The organism is Luteibacter sp. P1_D3, assembly GCF_056406135.1.
Genome location: NZ_JBFUAT010000008.1, coordinates 1 through 21189, shown reverse-complemented (window position 1 = coordinate 21189; position 21189 = coordinate 1). Strand labels below are relative to the sequence as shown.

Genomic DNA, 21189 nt, shown 5'->3' with positions numbered 1-21189 from the left:
CCTTAAGGTGCCGTCGGAGCCGCGTCGGTGGCGTCGGGCGCCGCGTCGTCGGTCTCGGGGGTGTCGCTTGCCGCGTCCTGGGCCGCATACATGGCGCGTTCGCGACGAATGATTTCGCCGGCGAGGCCGATGTAAGCGATGGCGCCGCGGGACCCGCGATCGTAGAGATGAATCGGCTGGCCGTGGCTGGGGGCCTCGGCAAGACGCACGTTACGCGGAATGATCGAGCGCAGCACCTTGTCGCCGAAATGCTGGGTGAGCTGGGCCGAGACCTCGTTGCCGAGGTTGTTGCGCACGTCGTACATGGTGCGCAGCAGGCCTTCGACCTCGAGCTCCGGGTTCAGGCGCATGCGCACGGCCTTGATCGTATCGAGCAGGCTCGACAGGCCTTCCAGCGCGAAGTATTCGCACTGCACGGGAATCAGCACGCCGTCGGCCGCGGTGAGCGCATTGAGCGTCAGCAGATGCAACGACGGCGGGCAGTCGATGAGAATGGTGTGATAGTTGTCCGCGACCTTGGCCAGCTGTTCCTTCAGCCGGTGCTCGCGCGCCATGCCGTCCATCAGCTTCAGCTCGGCGGCAGTGAGGTCGCCATTGCCCGGCAGCAGGTCGTATCCGGCCTCGGTGCGCTTGAGCACACTGCCGATCTCCACCTCGCCCAACAGCACTTCGCAGCCGTTCGGCTTGGCCTCGTGCTTGTCCACGCCCGACGCCATGGTGGCGTTGCCCTGCGGATCGAGGTCGACAAGCAGCACCTTGCGCCGCGCGGCGGCCAGGGCCGCGGCGAGATTGACGGAGGTGGTGGTCTTGCCGACGCCGCCTTTCTGGTTGGCGACTGCGAGGATGCGGGCCATGGAGGGTCGTTATCTACCGTGCGCGGAAGGGGCGCTAGCGTAGCATTGCCGGGAGGCTGCGCCCTAGACGCGGCAAGCGCCGTGTGCTCGGTAGGAGCCGATTCATCGGCGATGGGTGCTCGCGACGGGCCTTCAGCGGCTCACGCCCGTCTGATCACCACCAGATGCCGTTCACCCTCCACGCCCGGCACCGTCAGCACATGAATCCCCTCGACGGTAAACCCGGCCGGCACCCCATCCAGCTCCTCGGCCGGATGCTTGCCCTTCATCGCCAGCCACACGCCGCCCGGCGCCAGCAGATGACCGCCCCAGCCCAGCATGTCGGCCAGGCTGGCGAAGGCACGGGCGGTGATGCAGTCGAACGTACCCTCGACATCCTCGACCCGGCTCTGCAGGGCGCGGCCGTTGGTCAGCTTCAGCGAACGGATCGCCTCACGGAGGAAGCGGACCTTCTTGCCGTTCGAGTCGACCATCAGCACCTCGCGCGCCGGCTCGGCGATCGCCAGCGGGATGCCCGGAAGCCCCGGACCCGTGCCCAGGTCGGCGAGGGTGGTGCCCTCGACGAAGGGAACGATGGCCAGCGAATCGAGCAGATGGCGCGCCACCATCTCGTCCGCGTTGCGCACCGCGGTGAGGTTGTAAGCCGAGTTCCAGCGCTCGAGCAGCTCGCGGTAATCGAGCAGCCGGGCGACGGCGCCCTCGGGCAAGGCGGTGCCGAGCGTGGCGATGCCGCGTTCGAGCTGGGTTTGCAGGGCTTCGCGCGCAGTCATGCAGCACCGGGAATGGTGAAGGGGCGGAAGAGTATGAAAGCGCCGACGCGAAGGCGCCAGCGCGGGATCAGGCGGCGTCGAGCTCGACGCGTGTGACCAGCATGCCGCGCGAACGCAGCGAGCCGTTCATCGTGTGCTTGAGCTGGGTGCCGACGGCGCGGCGGTCGGCCTGGTGGGCCGTGCTCGCGTCGCGCAGGGCGGCGACGACATTGCTGCGAATCATTTCGGGCGCTTCGTCGATGACTTCGTCGGCCACTTCGGGCTCGAGCACCTGCCAGTAAACCGTACCGCCTTCGAAGCGCAGCACCTGGCCGCCGAGGTCGATCTTGTGGAAGACGCGGTCGATCACCGGCAGGACAACGTGGGTTCCGGCGGTAAGCAGCGCAGGCGAGCGGCCGAGGCGGCGCACGCTGTAGACCTGACCTTCCGGGATGCGTCGCACCGAGGCCGCCGCAAGTGCGAAGGCGACGAAGGTGGTGGCAATGAGGATGGTGGTCAACATGGCTTTTATTTCAACGAGTTACCGTGATTTCCTGTCGCACTGCGTGGCGAGACGCGCCAACGCGGTGATTCGTGAGGTGTTAATTCTAATTTAACAGGAGGGTTAACGCTAGTTTTACTTAACCCCCGTATTCAGTTAACGGTCGGTTTGGTCAAAACTTGAGCAGGTGGTGATTCTTTGACCACGCCCTACAACCAAAGAGGTATTTCAGAGCGTCCCGGCGAGGTCTAAGTTCGGACGAAGGAGATCCACCGCTCAGACAAGGAGAAGTCGCCATGCGCAACACCGCGAAATCGGTATCGTCAGCCCTGTTCGGCATCCTGGCCGCGGTGGGCGTATCCCCTCCGGCACCCGCCGCCACCATTGCAAACCTCGGCCATGCTTCCGGCGCCCAGTGCAGCGCCGTGGATGTCAATGACGCAGGCGTCGCCGTGGGCGCCTGTCGCCCCGCAAACACCAACGGGCCGACCGTGGCGTGGATCGCTGTCACCGGCACCGAAGTTTCCCTGGCGCCCCTGGTCGCCGGGCAGTCGTGCAGCGCGAGCGGCATCACCAACGGCGGACGGATCGCCGGCGCCTGCGTCGATGCGAGCAGTGTGGGGTTTGCGGTGTCGTGGAGCGCATCGTCGCCGGCTACCACGCCGGCGAAACTTGCCCCCTTGCCCGGCTTGCTAGGCCTCGGCCTGCTGGCCGACGTCAGCTCCGCCGCGACGGCATACAACCAGTTCGGTGCGATCGCCGGGCAGAGTATCGCCGGCAATGGCGCCTCGACAGCGGTCGTCTGGCCCGCGGGTTCGAGCACGCCGGTGCAGGTGTCGACACGAGGCGACAACTGCGCGGCCGTCGACGTACAGGCGCAGGCCGTCGCGGGTAACCCAACCGTCCTGCTCGATTGCCCCAGCGGTAGCGGGACCGTCGTCCCGCGGATTGCGACCCCGACAGGCTTGCTGGGAGCCTATGTCACCAGCGATCTGGCGAAATTCTCGACGGCCACTTTCTGCGTCGCGGGCTCGATCAATGTGCCGTCGCAGGTCGTCGGCCAATGTGTCTTCGCCGCACCGCCGTTTGCGCGAGCCGCGGTGTGGTTCTCCACCACGAGCAGCGCCGCCGTCCTGTCCCTGCCCAATTTCCCGGGCGACACGGTCGGGCAGGCGAGCACCGGCCTTGCGCTCAACGATGCCGGACACATGGTGTTTCAGTACCGGACCAGTGACGGACGTTCGAACGCGGGGTACATCAATCTCGCCAGTGGCACGCCCAACTTCAATGTCCCGATTTCCCTTCCGGCGTTGCATCCCGGCACCAACGTCGTCGCGACAGGGCTCGGCGCGAACGACCTCGTCCTGGTGATGGGTGTCAACGACGATGAGCACGGCCAGGCTGCTGTGTGGAATCCCGCGTTTCCATCCGTGCTCACACCGGTGCCGCTGCTAGGCGGCGGCACTGGCAATGCCGTCGCGACGATGTCGAGCAGTGGTTCTTACGCTGTGGGCGTTGCCGTCGACAGCAGCCATGTCGCCAATGCTGTCTTGGCGACACTGCCATGAACACGCCGAAGCTCAGGTTTGTGCTCGCCACGTGCCTGGCGGGTTGTGCTTTGTTTTCGACGGGGGGAGCGGAAGCGCGATCGCGGGTTCAGGCGCTCGAATACTCTCGGCATTACGCCGCCTATGTCGGCAAGCATTTCGGCGTCGCCCTCCACGGAGCGGATATCGAAGGAGTGTTCATGGAAGTCGTCAACGGTGGCGATGGAACCGCCTACCTGACGCAAGCGCTGATCAGGGTAGGGCTCGACACCGGCGAGCCAATTGCCTGCACACGCTTAATAAAGTCGCGAATGTTTGCCGAATCCATGACGTTCGGGACGGAATTCGACGACGACGCCTTCGAAGCCGTCATTTTCTCCACCTGCGGCATCTGAGGCCATTCATGGGGGTAGCCAGGGGCTTCGTCGCAACGCTTCAACGCATATCGATTGACCAGGCCGGACTGAATGATAATAATTATCAATCAGCCCGGCCTGGCAACGCATATATGAATGTCCTTGGTTGCGTGGCGGCTCTCGTCGCCATGGCCCTCGCTTATCTTGCAGCGCCTAACCAGCGCCTGCTAGTTCGCCCCCTGGCGCGCAAGGCCCGCACGGCTGCATGGATCTTTGCTGTGCTCGCTTTCGCTGCCTGGATCGGCGGTGAGACCTCACTCCCAGGCATCTTCGCCGCCCTGACCTCGCTGATGCTCGGCGCCGTCGCCTTTCCCTATGCCGTTTGGCTCCTGCGTCCCGCCTCCGAACGGAAGCCCCGCTGATGCTGGCCAAGACCTTCGCCGGCATCCTGCTCGGCCTGCCGCTGGCGCTGGCGCTGGTCGCCGTGGCGATCTGGATCTGGCCCGGCTCCAGCGAGTCCGTGACGTTGCCGTTCCTGATCGCCTTCTTCCCGGTCTGGACCGGGATCATGGGGGCCACCTATCTGTTCCGCAGTGGCGCCCGTGCCTGGGCCTGGCTGGCCGTGGCGAATCTCGCCGCGTTCGGCGCGCTGTTCCTTGCCAAGCACACGATGCCGGGGCTCTGATCCGATGAAAGCCTCGACCCTCCGCACCTTCACCGTCGTGCATACCTGGACCGGCCTGCTGGCCGGCTTCGCGCTGTTCATCGCGTTCTATGCCGGCGCGTTGACCATGTTCCACGACGAGATCGACACCTGGGCCTCGCCCCGGGCCGAGATGGCCCGCGCCGACACGATGGATCGCGTCGAGACGATGCTCGAGGGCATCGTCGCCACGCATCCCGGTGCGCGTGAACAGATTGGCGTGACCTTCCCCGCCGATCATCCGTCGCACGAGGTCGCCGCCTACTGGATGGACAAGGACGGCACCTGGAAGACGCAGACACTGGACGAAAGCAGCGCACGCGATGCCGAAGACCATGAGCACGCGCTGGCGGACTTCGTCTACGAGTTGCACTACGACCTGGGCATCCCGGCGATCGGCATCTACCTGATGGGGATCGTCAGCGTGATCTACGGGCTGGCCTTGCTCACCGGCCTGTTGATCCACCTGCCCAACCTCGTGCGCGAGCTCTTCGCGCTGCGTCCAGGCCATAACCTCAAGCGGCTGTGGCAGGACGCGCACAACGTCATCGGCATCCTCAGCCTGCCTTTCCACATCATCTTCGCCATCACCGGCGCGCTCCTCTGCCTGACCATGGTCATGCTGATGGCGTTCAACACGGTGGCCTTCGACGGAAAACTGCTGCCGGCGTTCGAGCGCATGACCAGCGCCCTGCCGGAGACCGCGGCGAAGGGCGGCAGCGCCATCATGCTCACACCGGCCGAACTCGGCGCGCGAGCACGCCAGGCGGCACTTGCCTCGGGCGCGGCGAACTTCGAACCCGACTACATGCGTTACATGCATTACGGCCAGGAGGGCGCGGCGGCCGAAGTACGCGGCACCTCGACCAAGACGCTCGGCGAATACGGCATGGTCGCGCTCGATGCCACCGACGGTCACGTGCTGCGAGTACAGGTGAGTGGGGCCCGCGATGCCAACCACGCCACCTACTCGGCCATCTTCGGCCTGCATTTCGGCTCGTTCGGCAACGTGTCGTTGCGCTGGCTGTACTTCCTGCTCGGGTTGGCCGGCGCGTTCCTGTTCTATTCCGGCAACCTGCTCTACATCGAGACGCGCCGTAAGCGCCGTCAGGCCGAGCAGCCGATGAAGGTACGCGCCATGGCCACGGCGACCGTGGGCGTGTGCATCGGCTCCTGCTTCGCCATCTCGGTGACCTTCCTGGGCAACCTCATCGGCCCGCTGTTCGGTGCCACTCCCGAGGCGATCGTCCAGCCCGTGTGCTTCACGGCGTTTGCCGCTACCGTGATCTGGACCTTCTGGCGTCGCCCGGCCAAGGCCGCTGTGGATTTGCTCTGGGCGACCGCCCTGGTCAGCGTCGCTGTAGGCATCCTCGACGTGACGATCCACGGCGACCGCCTCATGCGCACTCTGGCTGAAGGCCGCTTCGCCGTCCTCGGCGTCGACCTCGTCGCCATCGCCATGGGGGTCGGCTTCGCCTGGCTCGGCATTGCTACACGCAGGCGTGCCGTGGAGGGCGATCCGTGCAGTGTCTGGTCGTCGAAGCGGGCGGTCGTCACGGCGGCCACCTCGGCGACCACCCAGCAAGCCTGAGAGTCGGCTCTATGTGGGAGCCGCTCAAGCGGCGATGGGTCCCCGCGGTGATCTGGCCCGCTGCTGCGGATCGCCGATGAATCGGCTCCCACATCGCGTCGTAAGAAGTCGCGGTTCAGCATGTAACGCGCGTTACTAAACAAGGCAATCATTCACTTCCGTGACGGGCTCGTCACCTTTGCCTGCTGCGTCGCCGCAAACGTTTACGTACCACTCAAACCGCTGACACCGCACGGATTTTTAACAGGTGCGGGCAAGTGGTATCCCGTAACGTCCAGATTACTACTGCACTGCAACAAGCCCTTGTTTTCGAACGCTTTACAAGCTGACATGAAAACGTTTACGTTCCGCGCCGTCAGCCCTCCGGGGTCAGGGGAAAGGGTAGAAACGCGTGAGTGTGACCATCAAAGACGTCGCGAGAATGGCCAACGTTTCCGTGGCTTCCGTCTCCCGTGCCCTGAACGGCCATGGCGGCGTCACTGCGGAAACCCAGAAGCGCATTCGTGAAGTTGCGACCCGCCTTCGCTATGTTCCGCACAATGCTGCGCGCAGCCTGATCACCCGCCGGACCCAGACCATCGGCGCCCTCCTGCCCGATCTGCACGGCTCGTTCTTCTCCGAACTCATTCGCGGTATCGACCTGGCCGCACGCGCCCGTGGCCTTTACCTGCTGGTCTCCAGCTCCCATGGCGATGCCACGGAGGCGGCCATCGCGCTGCGTGCGATGCAGGGCCGCGTGGACGGCCTGCTAGTGATGTCGCCGCATGCCGATGAAGCCTTCCTCGACGAGAACCTGCCGATCGTGCTGCCGACCGTGCTGATCAACAGCCACGTGCGCTCGGAGCGGCATGCCTCGCTGGACGTGGACGACTTCGGTGGCGCTCGCGCCATGACCGAACATCTGCTCGGCCTGGGCCGCAAGCGCATCGTTTTCATCGCCGGCCCGGAAGTGAACCACGACGTCCAGGAGCGCATCCGCGGCTACCGCGATGCGCTGTCCACCGCCGGCCTGGGTGGCCGCGCTGCCGTGCTGCACGGCGATTTCACCGAGGAATCCGGCTACCACGCCGGCAAGCAGGCCCTGGCCATGGTGCCGCGCCCGGATGCAATTTTTGCCGCGAACGACATGATGGCCATCGGCTGCCTGTCCGCCCTCGCCGAAGCGAAGGTGCGTACGCCGGACGACATCGCCGTGGTCGGATTCGACGATATCCCGATGGCGCGTTACGTCTCGCCGCCGTTGACGACGGTGCGCATTCGCATCGCCGAACTGGGTGAAGCCGCTCTCGAGCGCCTCGCCGCCATGATCGAAGCACCCGATGACGCCGCTCCCGAGCCGCACGTCGTCGGCACCGAAATCGTCGTTCGCGCCTCATGTGGCGGGAGCGACACGGTAAGACGACGGGCCTGACGCCCGTTGGAATACACGGCTTGCCGAGCCGTGGCTGGAACATCAGGGACGGCGTCAATCACAGGACATCCGAACGAACTTCCGGTCCGCATCCGCGGAACGGGCGGGATAGCACGGGGGCGTAACGCTCTCAAAAAAATAGTCGACCACCGTGCTTCACGCTCCGCCGGACCGGACAGCAACGCTAGAACCATTTGGGAGAGGGGATTCATGAAGGTTTCGTCGCAACTGAAGAAAAAACTGCTGGTCAGCGTCATCGCTGCCGCGGTCGCCACCGCGATCGCACCCGGCGCCGTGTTCGCGCAGACCGCCAACGCCACGCTGCGAGGCAAGGCCACGCCGGGCGCCAACGTCACCGTGTTCAATCCGCAGACCGGCCTGACCCGTCATGCGACCGCTGGCGCCGATGGCTCCTACGTGATCAACGGCCTGCCGCCGGCGACGTATCGCGTGGACGCAGGTCCGGCCACCGAACAGAACATCACCTTGACGGTCGCCTCCACGGCCACCGTGAACCTGGCGGCCCCAACCTCCCAGGGCACGACCGCCAACGCAGCGAATGCGACCGCGATGGAAGGCGTCACCGTCGCCGCCACGACGATCCAGGAAGTGAAGACCCCGGAAGTCGGCCAGACGATCTCGCTTCACCAGATCGCGACCATTCCGCAGGCTTCGCGTAACTTCCTCGAATTCGCCGATACCGTGCCGGGCATGGTCTTCAGCGTCGATGCCAAGGGCAACACGTCGCTTCGCGGCGGTGCGCAGAACACCAGCTCGACCAACGTCTACATCGATGGCGTGAGCCAGAAGAGCTACGTGAAGGAAGGCGGCGTCTCCGGCCAGAGTGGTAGCCAGGGCAACCCATTCCCGCAGCTGGCGATCGGCGAATACAAGGTGATCACCTCGAACTACAAGGCCGAGTACGACCAGGTCTCGAGCGCGGCGATCACGGCTGACACCAAATCGGGCACCAACGAATTCCACGGCGAAGTGTTCGGTACGTACACCAACGACGCGTTCCGCAACCGCACGCCGATCGAGAAGTCCTCCGGCAAGAAGGTCGAGTCCGAGTCGAAGGAATACGGCTTCGCGCTCGGCGGCCCGATCATCAAGGACAAGATGCACTTCTTCGTGGCCTACGAAGAGAAGAAATTCGACACGCCGATTTCCGTCGTGCCGAACAGCGTCAACAACCCGAACGCTGGCGCACTGTTGCCGGCCTCCGCACAGGCGGAACTCGGCCCGGCCAATATTCCGTTCAACGAAAAGCTCTACTTCGGCAAGATCGACTGGGAACTGACCGATCGTGACCGCATCGAGATCAGCACCCAGGTGCGTCGTGAGACCCAGGTCTCGAATGTCGGCAGCGGCGTGACGGCTTCGGCCGGGCTCGACAACAACAATCACGATACGCGCGGCACCTTCAAGTGGGCCCACAGTGCGGACAGCTGGTACAACGAGCTGATCTTTACCTATGAGAACGCGTACCTGCGCGCCGTTCCTACGGTCGTCGGCAATGGTGCGACCTACACGTACCAGCCGCAGCAGGACGCCACGATCCTCACCACGGGTTCGGCCGATCCCCGCGGTATCTCGGACAAGAGCCAGGAAGGTCCGAGCATCTCCGATACGTTCACCTTCAACGACCTGGAATGGCACGGCGATCACGTCGTCAAGTTCGGTTACAAGTACAAGTCGATCGAACTGAAGGCCGCGGATGCCGCAGCCTCGAACCCGCAGTTCTTCTACGACGTGAATCCCACCGGCACGTCGGCACAGCCGTGGAAGGTTTTCTACGCCACACAGCTCCCGGGTGTGGATGGCGTGGCCAACACCACGTCGCGTCAGTACGGCATGTTCGCGCAGGACGACTGGACGGTTAACGACCACCTGACCCTGAACCTCGGCGTGCGCTGGGACTACGAGGTTACGCCGCAGTACACGAATTACGTGACGCCGCAGCGTGTGCTCGATGCGCTCAATTCGCAGGACCCGTACGCGGGCGCGCCGGTCGGCCAGACCTACGCGGAGTCGCTCGCGAAGGGCGGTGTGAACGTCAACGATTACATCAGCACGGGTAACAACCGCAAAGCCTATAAGGGTGAGTGGCAGCCGCGCCTTGGCTTCTCGTACGACCTCTTCGGCGACGAAGAACACGTGATCCACGGTGGTGCGGGCCGCGCCTATGACCGCAACCTGTTCGATTACCTGCAGGTCGAGCAGACCAAGCTGACGCTGCCGCAGACCACGCTCAATTTCAACCTGCCGACCCACCCGTGCGACACGGGCGCGTCGAACTGCCTTCCGTTCAACCCGGCTTACCTGACGGGTGGCCAGGGCGTGTTGAACAGCCTGCTTTCCGGCGGTAACTCCGGCCAGGAAGTGGACATGCTCAATAATCACCTGAAGGCGCCTTACTCCGACCAGTTCAGCCTCGGCATGTCCAACACCGTCGGCGACTGGCAGACCGATGCCACGGTGACCCGCGTGCTTTCGCGCGATGGCTTCGTCTTCACGCTTGGCAACCGTTTCCCGAACGGCCAGTTCTTCCAGGGCGGTTCACAGCCTTGGGGCAATGGCGTGCCGAACATGGGCGGCCTGATCATCGGTAACAACGGCATCTCGACGCGCACCACGCAGGTCCTGCTGTCGGCCAACAAGCCGTACACCGTGGAGTCCGGCTGGAGCACGAGCCTGGCGTACACGTTCTCGCACGCCAAGCAGAACCGCGATATCAACGAGCACTACTCGTTCGACGAAGCCTCGATCAACGACTACCCGTTCATCACCTCGAACGCCGTCGCGAAGCATCGCTTCGTCGGTACCGGTGCGGTCGACCTGCCGTGGGGCATCAATGCCTCGATCAAGCTGACCCTCGCAACGCCGTTGCCGAAGAACGATATCGCCTGCTACGGCGCCATCCTGCCTACCGGCAGCGGCTGCAACCCGGTGTCCGGTACGCCGAACGGCTCGAAGTTCCTGGTCGGCGGAGATATCTGGGGTTACCGAGATATCGATATCCAGTTCACCAAGGACTTCATCATCACTGGCGACACCAAGATCTACGCCCGCTTTGACATCCTGAACCTGTTCAACTGGCAGAACTTCGCCGACTACACCACCGCGTGGGGTTCGGGCGGCGTGTTCAATCCGAACGGCGTGACGTACAACAAGCAGGGCAACATCACCTACTTGCCGCGTACCGCCCGCTTCACCATCGGCATGAAGTTCTGATCGACTGGCGCATCCGGCCTGCCGGATGCGCCATACTTTCGGCGCCCGCGAGTCTCCCCGCGGGCGCTGCTTTTGTACGGCAAGCAAAGTCCTCCGGGACTTTTATTTGTCTGGTTGGCGTAAACGTTTACATGCGCCACGGTGAGAAGTACCAAAGGATTCGTTCGATGAAAGCCACTACGATCAAGCGCCTCGCCCTGACCCTCGGTGTCATGCTCGCCACGACTGCTCCCCTTGCCCTCGCGCAGAAAGAACCTGCGAAGGCCAAACACACGTCGGCCGCGACGCTCAAGGATCTCCACGTCGTCCCGCCGATGGTGGTCGAGCTGGAAAAACGCACTTTCCAATGGTTCTGGGACAGCGGCAACCCGACCAACGGCCTCATTCCCGATCACTACCCGAGTCCCTCCTTCGCTTCGATCGCCTCGGTCGGCTTCGGCCTGACGGCGTACGGCGTGGGCGTGGAGCGGGGTTACATCACGCGCGACCAGGCGGTGGAGCGCACGCTGGCCACCCTGAAGTTTTTCCACGACGCCCCGCAGAACGATGCCGAAGACGGCGCCACCGGCTACAAGGGCTTTTTCTACCACTTCCTCAACATGCAGACCGGCGAGCGTGAAGCGCGCTGGACGGAAGTCTCCACGGTGGATACGACCCTGCTGCTCGGCGGCATCCTGTTCGCGCAGAGCTACTACGACCACGACGATCCGAAGGAAGCGCAGATCCGCCAGCTTGCCGACGACATCTACCGTCGCGTGGAATGGACGTGGGCACAGAACCACGGTGCGCTGATCAGCATGGGCTGGACCCCTGGCGGCAAGATGATTCCGCACGACTGGGCCGGCTACAACGAAGGCATGCTGGTCTACATCCTTGCCCTGGGCTCGCCCACCCATCCCGTCGGCGACGATGCCTGGCAGGCCTGGACCGCGACCTACGACAAGACCTGGGGCGAGTTCCACGGCCAGACCTTCCTCAACTTCGCACCGCTGTTCGGTCACCAGTACAGCCATACCTGGGTCGACTTCCGCGGTATCCGCGACGCCTGGGGCCGCGACCACAACATGGRCTACTTCGAGAACAGCCGCCGCGCCGCGTACTCCCAGCAGGCCTATGCGGTGGCCAACCCCGGCGGCTGGAACGGCTACGGCAAGAACATCTGGGGTCTTACCGCGAGCAACGGCCCCGGCGGCCTGATCGTCAAGCAGGGTGACAAGGAACGCACGTACGCCGGCTACACCGCGCGTGGCGCCGGCCTGGACTACATCTCCGACGACGGCACCATCGTGCCCACGGCCGCCGGTGGTTCGATCGCCTTCGCACCCGAAATCGCCATCCCCGCGCTCGAGGAAATGAAGAAGAAGTACGGCCAGTACATCTATACCAAGTACGGCTTCGTCGACGCCTTCAACATGACCTTCGACACCAAGACCGAAGTGCGCACGGGCAAGCTGGTGCCGGGCTTCGGCTGGGCCGATACCGTGCATCTGGGCATCGACCAGGGCCCGATCGTGCTGATGATCGAGAACTACCGCAGCGATTTCGTCTGGTCGGTGATGAAGAAGAACCCGTACATCCGCAAGGGTCTGCAGCGCGCCGGCTTCACCGGCGGCTGGCTTGACGCCGATACGGCCGCCAACCTGTGGTGAGTCGCGTCACCGGCGTTCTCCGCGCCATCGCGGTGCTGGCACTGGCCGGCGCGGCGATGGCCGGTTGTGCGAAGCAGGAAGAGGGCACGCGGACCCTGCAGTTCTGGACCATCGGCCGCGAAGGCGAGGCGGTGGAAAAGCTGCTCCCCGAGTTCGAGCGCGAGCATCCAGGCTTGCACGTCTCCGTGCAGCAGCTGCCGCTCACGGCTGCGCACCAGAAGCTGTTGACGGCGTATGYCGGCGATTCGACGCCCGACATCACCCAGCTCGGCAATACCTGGGTGCCGGAGTTGGTCGCGCTGGACGCTATCGAACCGCTCGACGCACGCGTCGCTTCGTCGAAGGTGGTCGACAAGAACGATTACTTCCCCGCGATCTGGTCGACCAACGTCATCGACGGCAGGCTCTACGGCGTGCCCTGGTATGTCGATACGCGGTTGCTGTTCTATCGCAAGGACCTTCTGGCGAAAGTGGGCTACGACCATCCGCCGCGCGACTGGCCCGAGTGGCAGGCAATGATGGCGAAGCTGTCGCAACCGCCGGGCAAGACGTACGGCGTGCTGTTGCCGACCAACGAGTTCGAGCAGCTGCTCGCGCTCTCGCTGCAGCAGGACGAACCCCTGCTGCGTGACGACGGGCGCTACGGCAATTTCCGCAGCGCAGGTTTCAAGAAAGCCCTGGCCTTCTACGTATCACTGTTCAAGAACCAGCAGGCGCCGATGATGACGAACGTCGGCGTCGGCAACCCGTGGGCCGCCTTCGGCCAGGGCTTCTACACGTTCTACCTGTCGGGCCCCTGGAACATCGGCGAGTTCCGCAAGCGGCTTCCGCCCGAACAACAGGGCGACTGGGCGACGACACCGTTGCCAGGACCGAACGGTCCCGGGGCATCGAATGCGGGTGGCTCCAGCCTGGTGATCTTCCGTGCGTCGAAGCACAAGGACGACGCCTGGGCACTGATCGAGTTCCTCTCCCGCCCGGCGATCCAGGAGCGCTTCTACCAGATCCTCGGCGACATGCCGCCGCGCCGTTCGTCGTGGGAGGCCCCGGCCTTGCGTGACGACGACAAGGCCACCGCCTTCCGCGAGCAGCTCGAGCGCGTGAAGCCCACGCCACCGGTCGCCGAATGGGAACGCATCGTCACCGAGATGCAGCTCGTCGCCGCACAGGCCGCCCACGGCGACATCAGCATCGACGATGCCGCGGCCGAGATCGATCGCCGCGCCGACCGTCTTCTAGAAAAGCGTCGCTGGATGCTCGACCACGGCCACAAGGCATCGCCATGACTACCTCCCGCGCCGCCTGGCTGTTCATCACGCCCGCGCTGATCATCCTCGGCCTGTTCTTCCTGCTGCCGGTGATCGCGGCGCTGATCCTTTCGGTCACCGACTACGATCTCTACGCACTGGCCGATATCCGCAACCTGCGGTTCGTCGCGCTGCAGAACTACTGGCAGCTGCTCCAGCGTCCGTTGTTCTGGTCGGCGCTGGGGCACACCGTGTATTTCGTGGTCGTCGGCGTGCCGTTGTCCCTGTTCGCGTCGCTGGGTGCGGCGATGCTACTCAACTCACCGCTCGCGCGCTTCAAGCCGTTCTTCCGCACGGCGCTATTTGCGCCAGTGGTGACAACGGTCGTCGCGGTCGCTGTGATCTGGCGTTACCTGTTCAACACCAAGTACGGCCTGGTCAACTACGCCCTGGACTCGATCGGCATGCCGACCGTGGACTGGCTGGGCGATCCGCACTGGGCCATGCCGACCATCATCCTGTTCGCGGTGTGGAAGAACTTCGGCTACAACATGATCATCTTCATGGCCGGCCTCCAGGCGATTCCAGGCGATCTCTACGAAGCCGCGCGCATCGATGGCGCCTCGGCCGTCGCCCAGTTCCGGCACATCACGTTGCCGATGCTGAAGCCGACCATGCTGATGGTGAGCATCCTCACCGTGTCCGGTTACTTCCAGTTGTTCGCCGAGCCCTATGTGATGACCGAAGGTGGCCCGCTGCAGAGCACCACTTCCGTGCTGTACCTGATGTACGAAGAAGGCTTCAAGTGGTGGAACCTCGGTTCCGCATCCGCCGTGGCCTTCATCCTTTTCGTCATCATGTTTGCGGTGACCGCAGCGATGTTGCGGCTGTCGCGCCAGGGAGAGAAGGCATGAGTCCGCGTCTGGCCAAGGCCCTCATCAACGGCTTGCTGATCGGCGTCGCGGCGATCGCCATCGCGCCGCTGCTGTACATGCTGTCCGTATCGTTCATGCCACAGGGCGAGGCGAGTGCGTTGCCGCCGCCCATCCTGCCGACTCATCCGACGCTCGCCAACTACCGCCAGCTGTTCCTCAACGCCGGCATGGGTCGCTATCTGGTCAACAGCCTGCTGATCTCCACCGCAATCACGGTGGTCTCGCTCGCTTTCAACCTGATGGCCGGCTATGCCTTCGCCAAGCTGGAGTTCAAGGGGCGCCAGCGACTCTTCCAGGTACTGCTCGGCGCGCTGGTGATTCCGGCGCAGGTGGCGATGCTGCCACTGTTCCTGCTGCTGAAATACATGGGGCTGGTCAACACCTATGGCGCAGTCATCGTGCCGGCACTGGCGACGATCTTCGGCATCTTCCTCGTGCGCCAGTACGCCAGCGGCATTCCTGACGACCTCATGGAAGCCGCGCGGATCGACGGTGCCGGCGAGTTCCGTATCTTCGCCACCATCGTGATGCCGTTGCTGAAGCCGATCATGGTGACCCTGGCGATCTTTACCTTCCTGGCGGCGTGGAACGACTTCATGTGGCCGTTGATCGCGCTGACCGGGCAGGAGCATTACACGCTGCCGATCGCACTGGCATCGCTCTCGCGTGAACACGTGCAGGACAGCGAACTGATGATGGCCGGCTCAGTGGTCACCATCCTGCCAGTGCTGGTGCTCTTCCTTGCCCTGCAGCGTTACTACCTCGAAGGCCTGTTGATGGGCAGCGTCAAGGGATAAGCCGTATGTCGCGTTTCGCTGTACTCACGCTCGCCGTCGCGTGCCTGTCGCTCGCCATGCCGGCGTCTGCCGCAGACAAGGCGCGTACGCTCGACGACTTCGATGCGACGACCGGTTGGTCGGCCGTCCATACCGACGATGTGTCGGCGACCCTGCGCGCCGCCCCGGGACGCACGGGCAACGCCATCTGCCTCGCATACGATTTCAACGGCGTGTCGGGTGCCGCCTCGATCCGCAAGACGCTGCCGATCGACTATCCGGACGGCTTCGCACTCAACTTCGATGTGCGCGGGACGATGCCGCCGAACACACTTCAGCTCAAGCTGATCGACGACAGTGGCGACAACGTCTGGTGGTTCCAGCAAACGCACTTCGTTCCCAGCGATACATGGAAGCCCATCGAAGCGACGAGCCGTCAGGTCGAGTTCGCCTGGGGTCCGGTCAAGGACCGTACGCTTCGCCATACGCGCGATGTCGAGTTCGTGGTGTATGCGGAGGCGCAGCCAGGGAAGACCGCGAACCGTGGCGAGGTGTGTTTCGACAACCTGCGCCTCACACCCCGGCGTCCGGCCGCGGTACCTGCCTCGCCGCCAACGCCGAATGCGGTATTCGAGGCGCGCGCCAGGCAGGTGCGCCGCGGGTTGTACCCGCGTGGCTTCTCGGGTGAGCAGTCCTACTGGACGATCGTCGGCGTCGACGGCGGCAGTCGTGATTCGGCCTTGATGTCCGAAGACGGTGCCGTGGAGATCGTGCGTGGCGGTTTCTCCCTCGAGCCGTTCCTGATCGAGAACCGCAAGCTGATCACCTGGGCGGATGTCACGACGACGCAGTCGCTGCGCGATCGCTACCTGCCGATGCCTTCGGTGCGCTGGGCCGCCGATGGCCTTACGCTAGCCACCACCGCCTTCGCCCAGGGGACGGCAGGCGCCTCGCAACTGGTAGTGAGTTACCGCGTCGCGAACGACAGTGACACCGCCCGCGATGTCACGCTGGCTCTCGCGGCGCGGCCGTTCCAGGTCAATCCGCCGACCCAGTTCCTCAACGCGCCGGGTGGCACGAGCCCGATTCGCGACCTGGCGTGGGATGGCCGCGCGTTGACCGTCAACGGAGAACGTTCGGTCGTACCGTTGCAGGCGACCACGGTCTTCGTAGCCAGTGCCAACCAGCCGAAGGCGCTGAGCGAGCGACTGGAGGCGGGAGAGCGCCCGGCCGTGAAGGCGCTTCACGACGACACCGGCTTCGCGCAAGGCGCCTTGCTTTACGATCTGCATGTGCCGGCGCACGGTCATGTGGATCTCGGCGTGGTCGTGCCGGTGAAGCAGGACGACATCGTGGCCATGCCTGCGGATGCGGGCGCGTGGCTCACCGCCCATGCCGATGGCGTCGCGGCGATCTGGCGCGGCAAACTCGATCGCGTCGGCATCACCGTGCCCGATGCCGCACAGCCGATCATCGATACCATGAAGAGCGGCATCGCGCAGATCCTCATCTCGCGCGATGGGCCGGCCCTGCAGCCCGGCACGCGTTCGTACTCACGCACCTGGGTGCGCGATGGCGCGATGATGCTCGAGGGTCTGCTCCGCACCGGTCACGAAGACGTCGCGGCGGATTTCATCCGTTGGTACGCGCCGCACCAGTTCTCCAGTGGCAAGGTGCCTTGCTGCGTCGATGCACGCGGTTCCGACCCGGTGCCGGAGAACGACAGCCACGGCGAACTGATCTTCAGCGTGGCCGAAGTCTGGCGCTACACGCACGATCGCGCGACGGTCGACGCGCTCTGGCCACACGTGACGAAAGCCGTGGCGTACATGGAGGTGCTTCGGACCAGCGAGCGCCAGCCATCGCGACTTCAGGGTCCGGATCGTGCGTTGTACGGATTGATGCCGGCGTCGATCAGTCACGAAGGCTATTCGACCAAGCCGATGCATTCGTACTGGGACGATTTCTGGGCGCTCAAGGGTTACGACGATGCGATCGAGCTCGCGGCGGCGCTGGGTCACACGGACGACGTGCCCATATACACCGCGTCACGCAATCAATTCCGCGACGATCTTCACGCATCCATCGACGCGGCGGTGAAGGCCCATGGCATCGACTACCTTCCGGGATCTGCCGAGCTCGGCGATTTCGACGCCACGTCCACCACCATCGCGTTGTCGCCGGGCGGAGAACAGGCACGCCTGCCGAAGGCGTTGGTCGAGCGCACGTTCGAGAAGTACTGGGAGGGTTTCGTCGCGCGACGCGATGGCAAGCTGGCCTGGGAGGACTACACGCCCTATGAGGTGCGCACGATCGCGAGCTTCGTGCGGCTGGGCTGGCGGGATCGCGTCAACGACCTGATCGCCTTCTTCTTCGCCGACCGCCGCCCGGCGGCGTGGAACCAGTGGGCGGAGGTGGTCGGCCACGACCCGCGCAAGCCGCGCTTCGTCGGCGACATGCCCCACGCGTGGATTGCCTCGGACTTCGTTCGCTCGGCGCTCGATCTTTTCGCCTATGACCGCGCGTCGGACGGCAGCATGGTCCTGGCGGCCGGCGTGCAAGCCGCGTGGCTCGAGGGCACGGGCATTGCCATCCACGACCTGCGCACGCCGTACGGCCGTCTCGGGTACACGCTGACGGCGAAGGGCGGGAACGTCACGCTGACCCTGACCCAGCCGATCCACCCACCCGGCGGCCTGATCCTCTCGCTGCCGTCGGGCGAGGTTAAACTTCCCAAGGACGCCAAGGTGGTCAGCGGAAAGCTATAGCCCTCGTACGGGGCCCGAACGCTGCCCGTCAGTGCGTCGCTACCCGCGTCCGCAGCAGCGCATCCACCGCCTGCTGCCACTCGGCCGATCCCGGCTTCGCCTGCGGCGCTTCCTCGCCCAGCTTGGTGTTCACCGCCTGGTCCCAGGCCGGTGTGCCTGGATTCGGCCCATGGCCGTCGTCACTGATGGCGAGAGTCTTGTCGACCCACGCGAGCCACTCCGCGGAGCCGAGTGCAGGGTTGGCAGGCGCCGTCTTGCCGGGTGCCGGTGCGGCGGCGCTCGATGCCCCGGCCGTTGGCGTACTCGTTGGGGCAGGCGCCCCCGACGGCGAACAGGCCGCGATGATGAGAGCCGCCGTAATGGGTATGACCGTGAGCAGAAAGCGCATGGGCAATGAATTCCTCGCGAAGCCGATGCGCCGATGCTAAGGAACCTTCCCCGTCCGGGACCTAAATGGGGTGGGGAACTTCTCCCGACGGTTCAGGTAACCGGGCCCGCTGCCGCGGGGTTCGCCGATGAATCGGCTCCTACCGGGCGGGATGTGCCTTGTTTGGTAGGAGCCGATTCATCGGCGATGGGCGCTGCCACAGCGCCACGCCACGCCACGCCAGCGTTCAGAACTTGCCGGCGCGGAAATCCGCAATGGCCTCATGAATCTGCGCCGGGGTGTTCATCACGAACGGACCATACCGGGCCACCGGCTCGGCAAGCGGCCGCCCGGCGACGAGCAGCACACGTGTAGCGGCGTCGGCCGCGAAGCTCACCGTGCCGCCCTTCGACAACACGGCCAGTTCGCTGCGGGCCAACGATTCACCCGCGACCGTGGCGCTTGTCCCGTCGAACACATAGGCAAAGGCACTGTGCCCTTCAGGCAAGTCGAGTTCGAAGCGCGCACCCGCATCGAGCGCGATATCGAGGTAGACCGGTTCAGTTGCCACGGCCGACACCGGTCCCTTCGCCCCGGCCAGTTCGCCGGCGATGACGCGAACGCTCACGCCGTCGGCCGGATGCACCAGCGGAATATCGGACGGCGGAATGTCCTGGTAGCGGGGCTCGACCATCTTGTCCGTCGCCGGCAGGTTCACCCACAGCTGGAAGCCCCACATCAGGCCTTCTTCCTGCTGCGGCATTTCCGAATGCAGGATGCCGCGGCCAGCAGTCATCCACTGCACGCTGCCGGGACCCAGATCGCCCCGATTGCCGTGGTTGTCGCCGTGCTGCATACGGCCGGCGAGCATGTAGGTCACGGTTTCGAAGCCGCGATGCGGATGCTCGGGAAAGCCTTCGATATAGTCGTCGGCCTGGTCGGAACGGAATTCGTCCAGCAACAGGAAGGGGTCGAGCATGTCGAGGGCAGGCTGGCCGATCACACGCTTCAGTTTCACGCCGGCACCATCGGCGGTATCCATGCCGCGGACGCGGCGGACGATGCTTCGTTGGGTCATGGCGGTTCTCCGGGATCGATAACGACAAGATGCCGCTTCGATGGGGCCACGCCAAGCACCGTGGGGTGAACGATCCGTTTCAGGATCGAAGAGGAACATGCGGGCTTAGTGAACCCAGTGGCCGGAACGCTGGCGAGGCGGGCCCTCTTCGCCGTCGACGCGCGGGCGGGTCATCGCCGCCAGCTCTTCCTCGGTCGGCGCATTCTGGCGCCAGTATTCACCGACCGCGTTGAGCACGTCGGGCAGCTGACCAAGGCACTCGTCGTATTCCTCGTCGGTGAGCTTTTCAAACTCCGCATCGGCCTGGAGCACGCCTTCATCGACGGCCAGGGCCATGATCGGACCGAGCAGCTGCATCAGCGTCGGATCCTCGGCAAGCCGGTTTTCCCACAGCTGCGCGCGCATGTCGATGCCGCGACTGAAGCCTTCACACCAACCGGCGGCGGACAGCATCGGACCGTCCTCGGTATCGATCTCGCCCAGGATGGGCTCGTAAGCGTCCACGTCGAGTTCGGCGCTGATCGAGTCGTTGAGCTTGGCCAGCAAGGCAAGTAGCCGGTTGCCTTCGTCTTCGTCTTCGAATGCGTCGTGCAGGATTTCGTGCAGCCACTCTTCCGGCTTCACTTCGAGCGGCCCGATGGCAATGGCCGAAAGGAGGCCATGCAAGCCGTCGAGCATCAGGTCGCCGTCGCCACCGTGCGCACGCAGGTAGGTATCGAGGACTTCGAGTTCGGCGTCATCCAGCGAGCTGGGCCATTCGGACTTGGGTGTGTTCAAAGCATCAACTCCAGCGCGACGGGCGCGTGGTCGGACGGTTGCTCCCACTTGCGCGGGGCCTTGTCGATAATCGACGAGGTGGCCGACGATTTGAGCGCATCGCTGATCAAGATGAGGTCGATCCGCAGGCCCATGTTGCGGCGGAAGCCAGCCTGGCGGTAGTCCCACCAGCTGAAGAGACCGGCTTCCTCGTTGAACAGGCGGAAACTGTCATGAAGGCCGATATCGAACAGTGCCTGCAGCGCCGCTCGCTCCGGCGGCGAACAAAAGATGTCTTCGCCCCAGGCCACGGGATCGTAGACGTCGCGGTCGTCGCGGCAGATGTTGAAGTCGCCGAGCACGACCAGCCTGGGATATGTCGCGGCCTGTTCCTGGAGGAAGTCGCGGACTTTCGCCAGCCAGTGCAGTTTGTAGGTGTACTTCTCGTCGCCCAGGGCCTTGCCGTTCACCACGTAGAGATTGACCACTCGGATATCGCCAACGGTGGCAGCGAGGATGCGGCGCTGGGGGTCGTCCAGTCCTTCAATATCGGTGACGACGTCGGTCAGTTCGCTGCGAGCGAGGATCGCCACGCCGTTGTAGGTTTTCTGGCCGGAAAAAACGGCTTTGTAGCCCATGGCCGCGATCTCGTCCACGGGGAACTTG

Annotated in this window: 19 protein-coding genes; 12 read left to right on the top strand and 7 right to left on the bottom strand. The window is 64.5% G+C overall.

Annotation, left to right across the window (positions count from 1 at the left end; translation table 11 throughout):
• Positions 1-2: 2 nt before the first annotated feature.
• From AC1DYM_RS07335 to AC1DYM_RS07325, 3 genes are all read right to left on the bottom strand, one after another.
• Positions 3-854: a ParA family protein gene (locus tag AC1DYM_RS07335; RefSeq protein WP_046968066.1), complete on the bottom strand. Its 852-nt coding sequence runs from the start codon at positions 852-854 to the stop codon at positions 3-5.
• 140 nt (positions 855-994) lie between these two features.
• On the bottom strand, positions 995-1624 hold the full coding sequence (rsmG, locus tag AC1DYM_RS07330; protein WP_477337318.1) for a 16S rRNA (guanine(527)-N(7))-methyltransferase RsmG: 630 nt from the start codon (positions 1622-1624) through the stop codon (positions 995-997).
• 67 nt (positions 1625-1691) lie between these two features.
• Positions 1692-2126 (bottom strand): SPFH domain-containing protein, encoded by a 435-nt coding sequence (locus tag AC1DYM_RS07325; RefSeq protein ID WP_477337317.1) that lies wholly within the window; start codon positions 2124-2126, stop codon positions 1692-1694.
• Positions 2127-2401: 275 nt separating this feature from the next.
• On the opposite strand from AC1DYM_RS07325, the gene AC1DYM_RS07320 reads away from it, so the two are divergent.
• From AC1DYM_RS07320 to AC1DYM_RS07265, 12 genes are all read left to right on the top strand, one after another.
• Complete coding sequence (locus AC1DYM_RS07320) at positions 2402-3673, top strand: hypothetical protein (protein WP_477337316.1); 1272 nt, start codon at positions 2402-2404, stop codon at positions 3671-3673.
• A complete protein-coding gene (locus tag AC1DYM_RS07315) occupies positions 3670-4047 on the top strand; it encodes a hypothetical protein (protein ID WP_477337315.1) in 378 nt (125 codons plus the stop codon). The genes AC1DYM_RS07320 and AC1DYM_RS07315 overlap by 4 nt, the downstream gene beginning before the upstream one ends.
• Positions 4048-4160: 113 nt before the next feature.
• Positions 4161-4430, top strand: coding sequence for a hypothetical protein (locus AC1DYM_RS07310; RefSeq protein WP_477337314.1), 270 nt, complete (start codon positions 4161-4163; stop codon positions 4428-4430).
• Positions 4430-4693: a hypothetical protein gene (locus tag AC1DYM_RS07305; protein ID WP_477337313.1), complete on the top strand. Its 264-nt coding sequence runs from the start codon at positions 4430-4432 to the stop codon at positions 4691-4693. The genes AC1DYM_RS07310 and AC1DYM_RS07305 overlap by 1 nt, the downstream gene beginning before the upstream one ends.
• Positions 4694-4697: 4 nt before the next feature.
• Positions 4698-6302 carry a PepSY-associated TM helix domain-containing protein gene (locus tag AC1DYM_RS07300; RefSeq protein ID WP_477337312.1) on the top strand — a complete coding sequence of 535 codons (1605 nt, stop codon included), beginning with the start codon at positions 4698-4700 and terminating at the stop codon, positions 6300-6302.
• A gap of 391 nt (positions 6303-6693) precedes the next feature.
• Entirely contained in the window at positions 6694-7713 is a 1020-nt protein-coding gene (locus tag AC1DYM_RS07295) for a LacI family DNA-binding transcriptional regulator (protein WP_477337311.1), read from the top strand.
• 210 nt (positions 7714-7923) lie between these two features.
• Entirely contained in the window at positions 7924-10947 is a 3024-nt protein-coding gene (locus AC1DYM_RS07290) for a TonB-dependent receptor (protein WP_477337310.1), read from the top strand.
• Positions 10948-11114: 167 nt separating this feature from the next.
• Positions 11115-12596 (top strand): glucoamylase family protein, encoded by a 1482-nt coding sequence (locus AC1DYM_RS07285; protein WP_477337309.1) that lies wholly within the window; start codon positions 11115-11117, stop codon positions 12594-12596.
• Positions 12597-12652: 56 nt separating this feature from the next.
• Positions 12653-13882: a sugar ABC transporter substrate-binding protein gene (locus AC1DYM_RS07280; RefSeq protein ID WP_477337470.1), complete on the top strand. Its 1230-nt coding sequence runs from the start codon at positions 12653-12655 to the stop codon at positions 13880-13882.
• Positions 13879-14757 carry a carbohydrate ABC transporter permease gene (locus tag AC1DYM_RS07275; protein ID WP_477337308.1) on the top strand — a complete coding sequence of 293 codons (879 nt, stop codon included), beginning with the start codon at positions 13879-13881 and terminating at the stop codon, positions 14755-14757. Before AC1DYM_RS07280 ends, AC1DYM_RS07275 begins: the two co-directional genes overlap by 4 nt.
• A complete protein-coding gene (locus tag AC1DYM_RS07270; RefSeq protein WP_477337307.1) occupies positions 14754-15575 on the top strand; it encodes a carbohydrate ABC transporter permease in 822 nt (273 codons plus the stop codon). The genes AC1DYM_RS07275 and AC1DYM_RS07270 overlap by 4 nt, the downstream gene beginning before the upstream one ends.
• Positions 15576-15580: 5 nt before the next feature.
• The gene (locus AC1DYM_RS07265; protein ID WP_477337306.1) at positions 15581-18322 is read left to right on the top strand and encodes a discoidin domain-containing protein; all 2742 of its coding nucleotides are present in this window, start codon (positions 15581-15583) and stop codon (positions 18320-18322) included.
• A 28-nt stretch (positions 18323-18350) separates the two neighbouring features.
• On the opposite strand, the gene AC1DYM_RS07260 is transcribed toward AC1DYM_RS07265, so the two are convergent.
• The 4 genes from AC1DYM_RS07260 to xth all read right to left on the bottom strand — a co-directional run.
• Positions 18351-18710 (bottom strand): hypothetical protein, encoded by a 360-nt coding sequence (locus tag AC1DYM_RS07260; protein ID WP_477337305.1) that lies wholly within the window; start codon positions 18708-18710, stop codon positions 18351-18353.
• A gap of 226 nt (positions 18711-18936) precedes the next feature.
• Positions 18937-19767, bottom strand: coding sequence for a pirin family protein (locus AC1DYM_RS07255; RefSeq protein ID WP_477337304.1), 831 nt, complete (start codon positions 19765-19767; stop codon positions 18937-18939).
• A gap of 105 nt (positions 19768-19872) precedes the next feature.
• Positions 19873-20544 (bottom strand): YecA/YgfB family protein, encoded by a 672-nt coding sequence (locus tag AC1DYM_RS07250; protein ID WP_477337303.1) that lies wholly within the window; start codon positions 20542-20544, stop codon positions 19873-19875.
• Positions 20541-21189: exodeoxyribonuclease III (gene xth, locus AC1DYM_RS07245; protein WP_477337302.1), on the bottom strand; the 649-nt coding region annotated here is incomplete at its 5' end. The genes xth and AC1DYM_RS07250, both read right to left, overlap by 4 nt.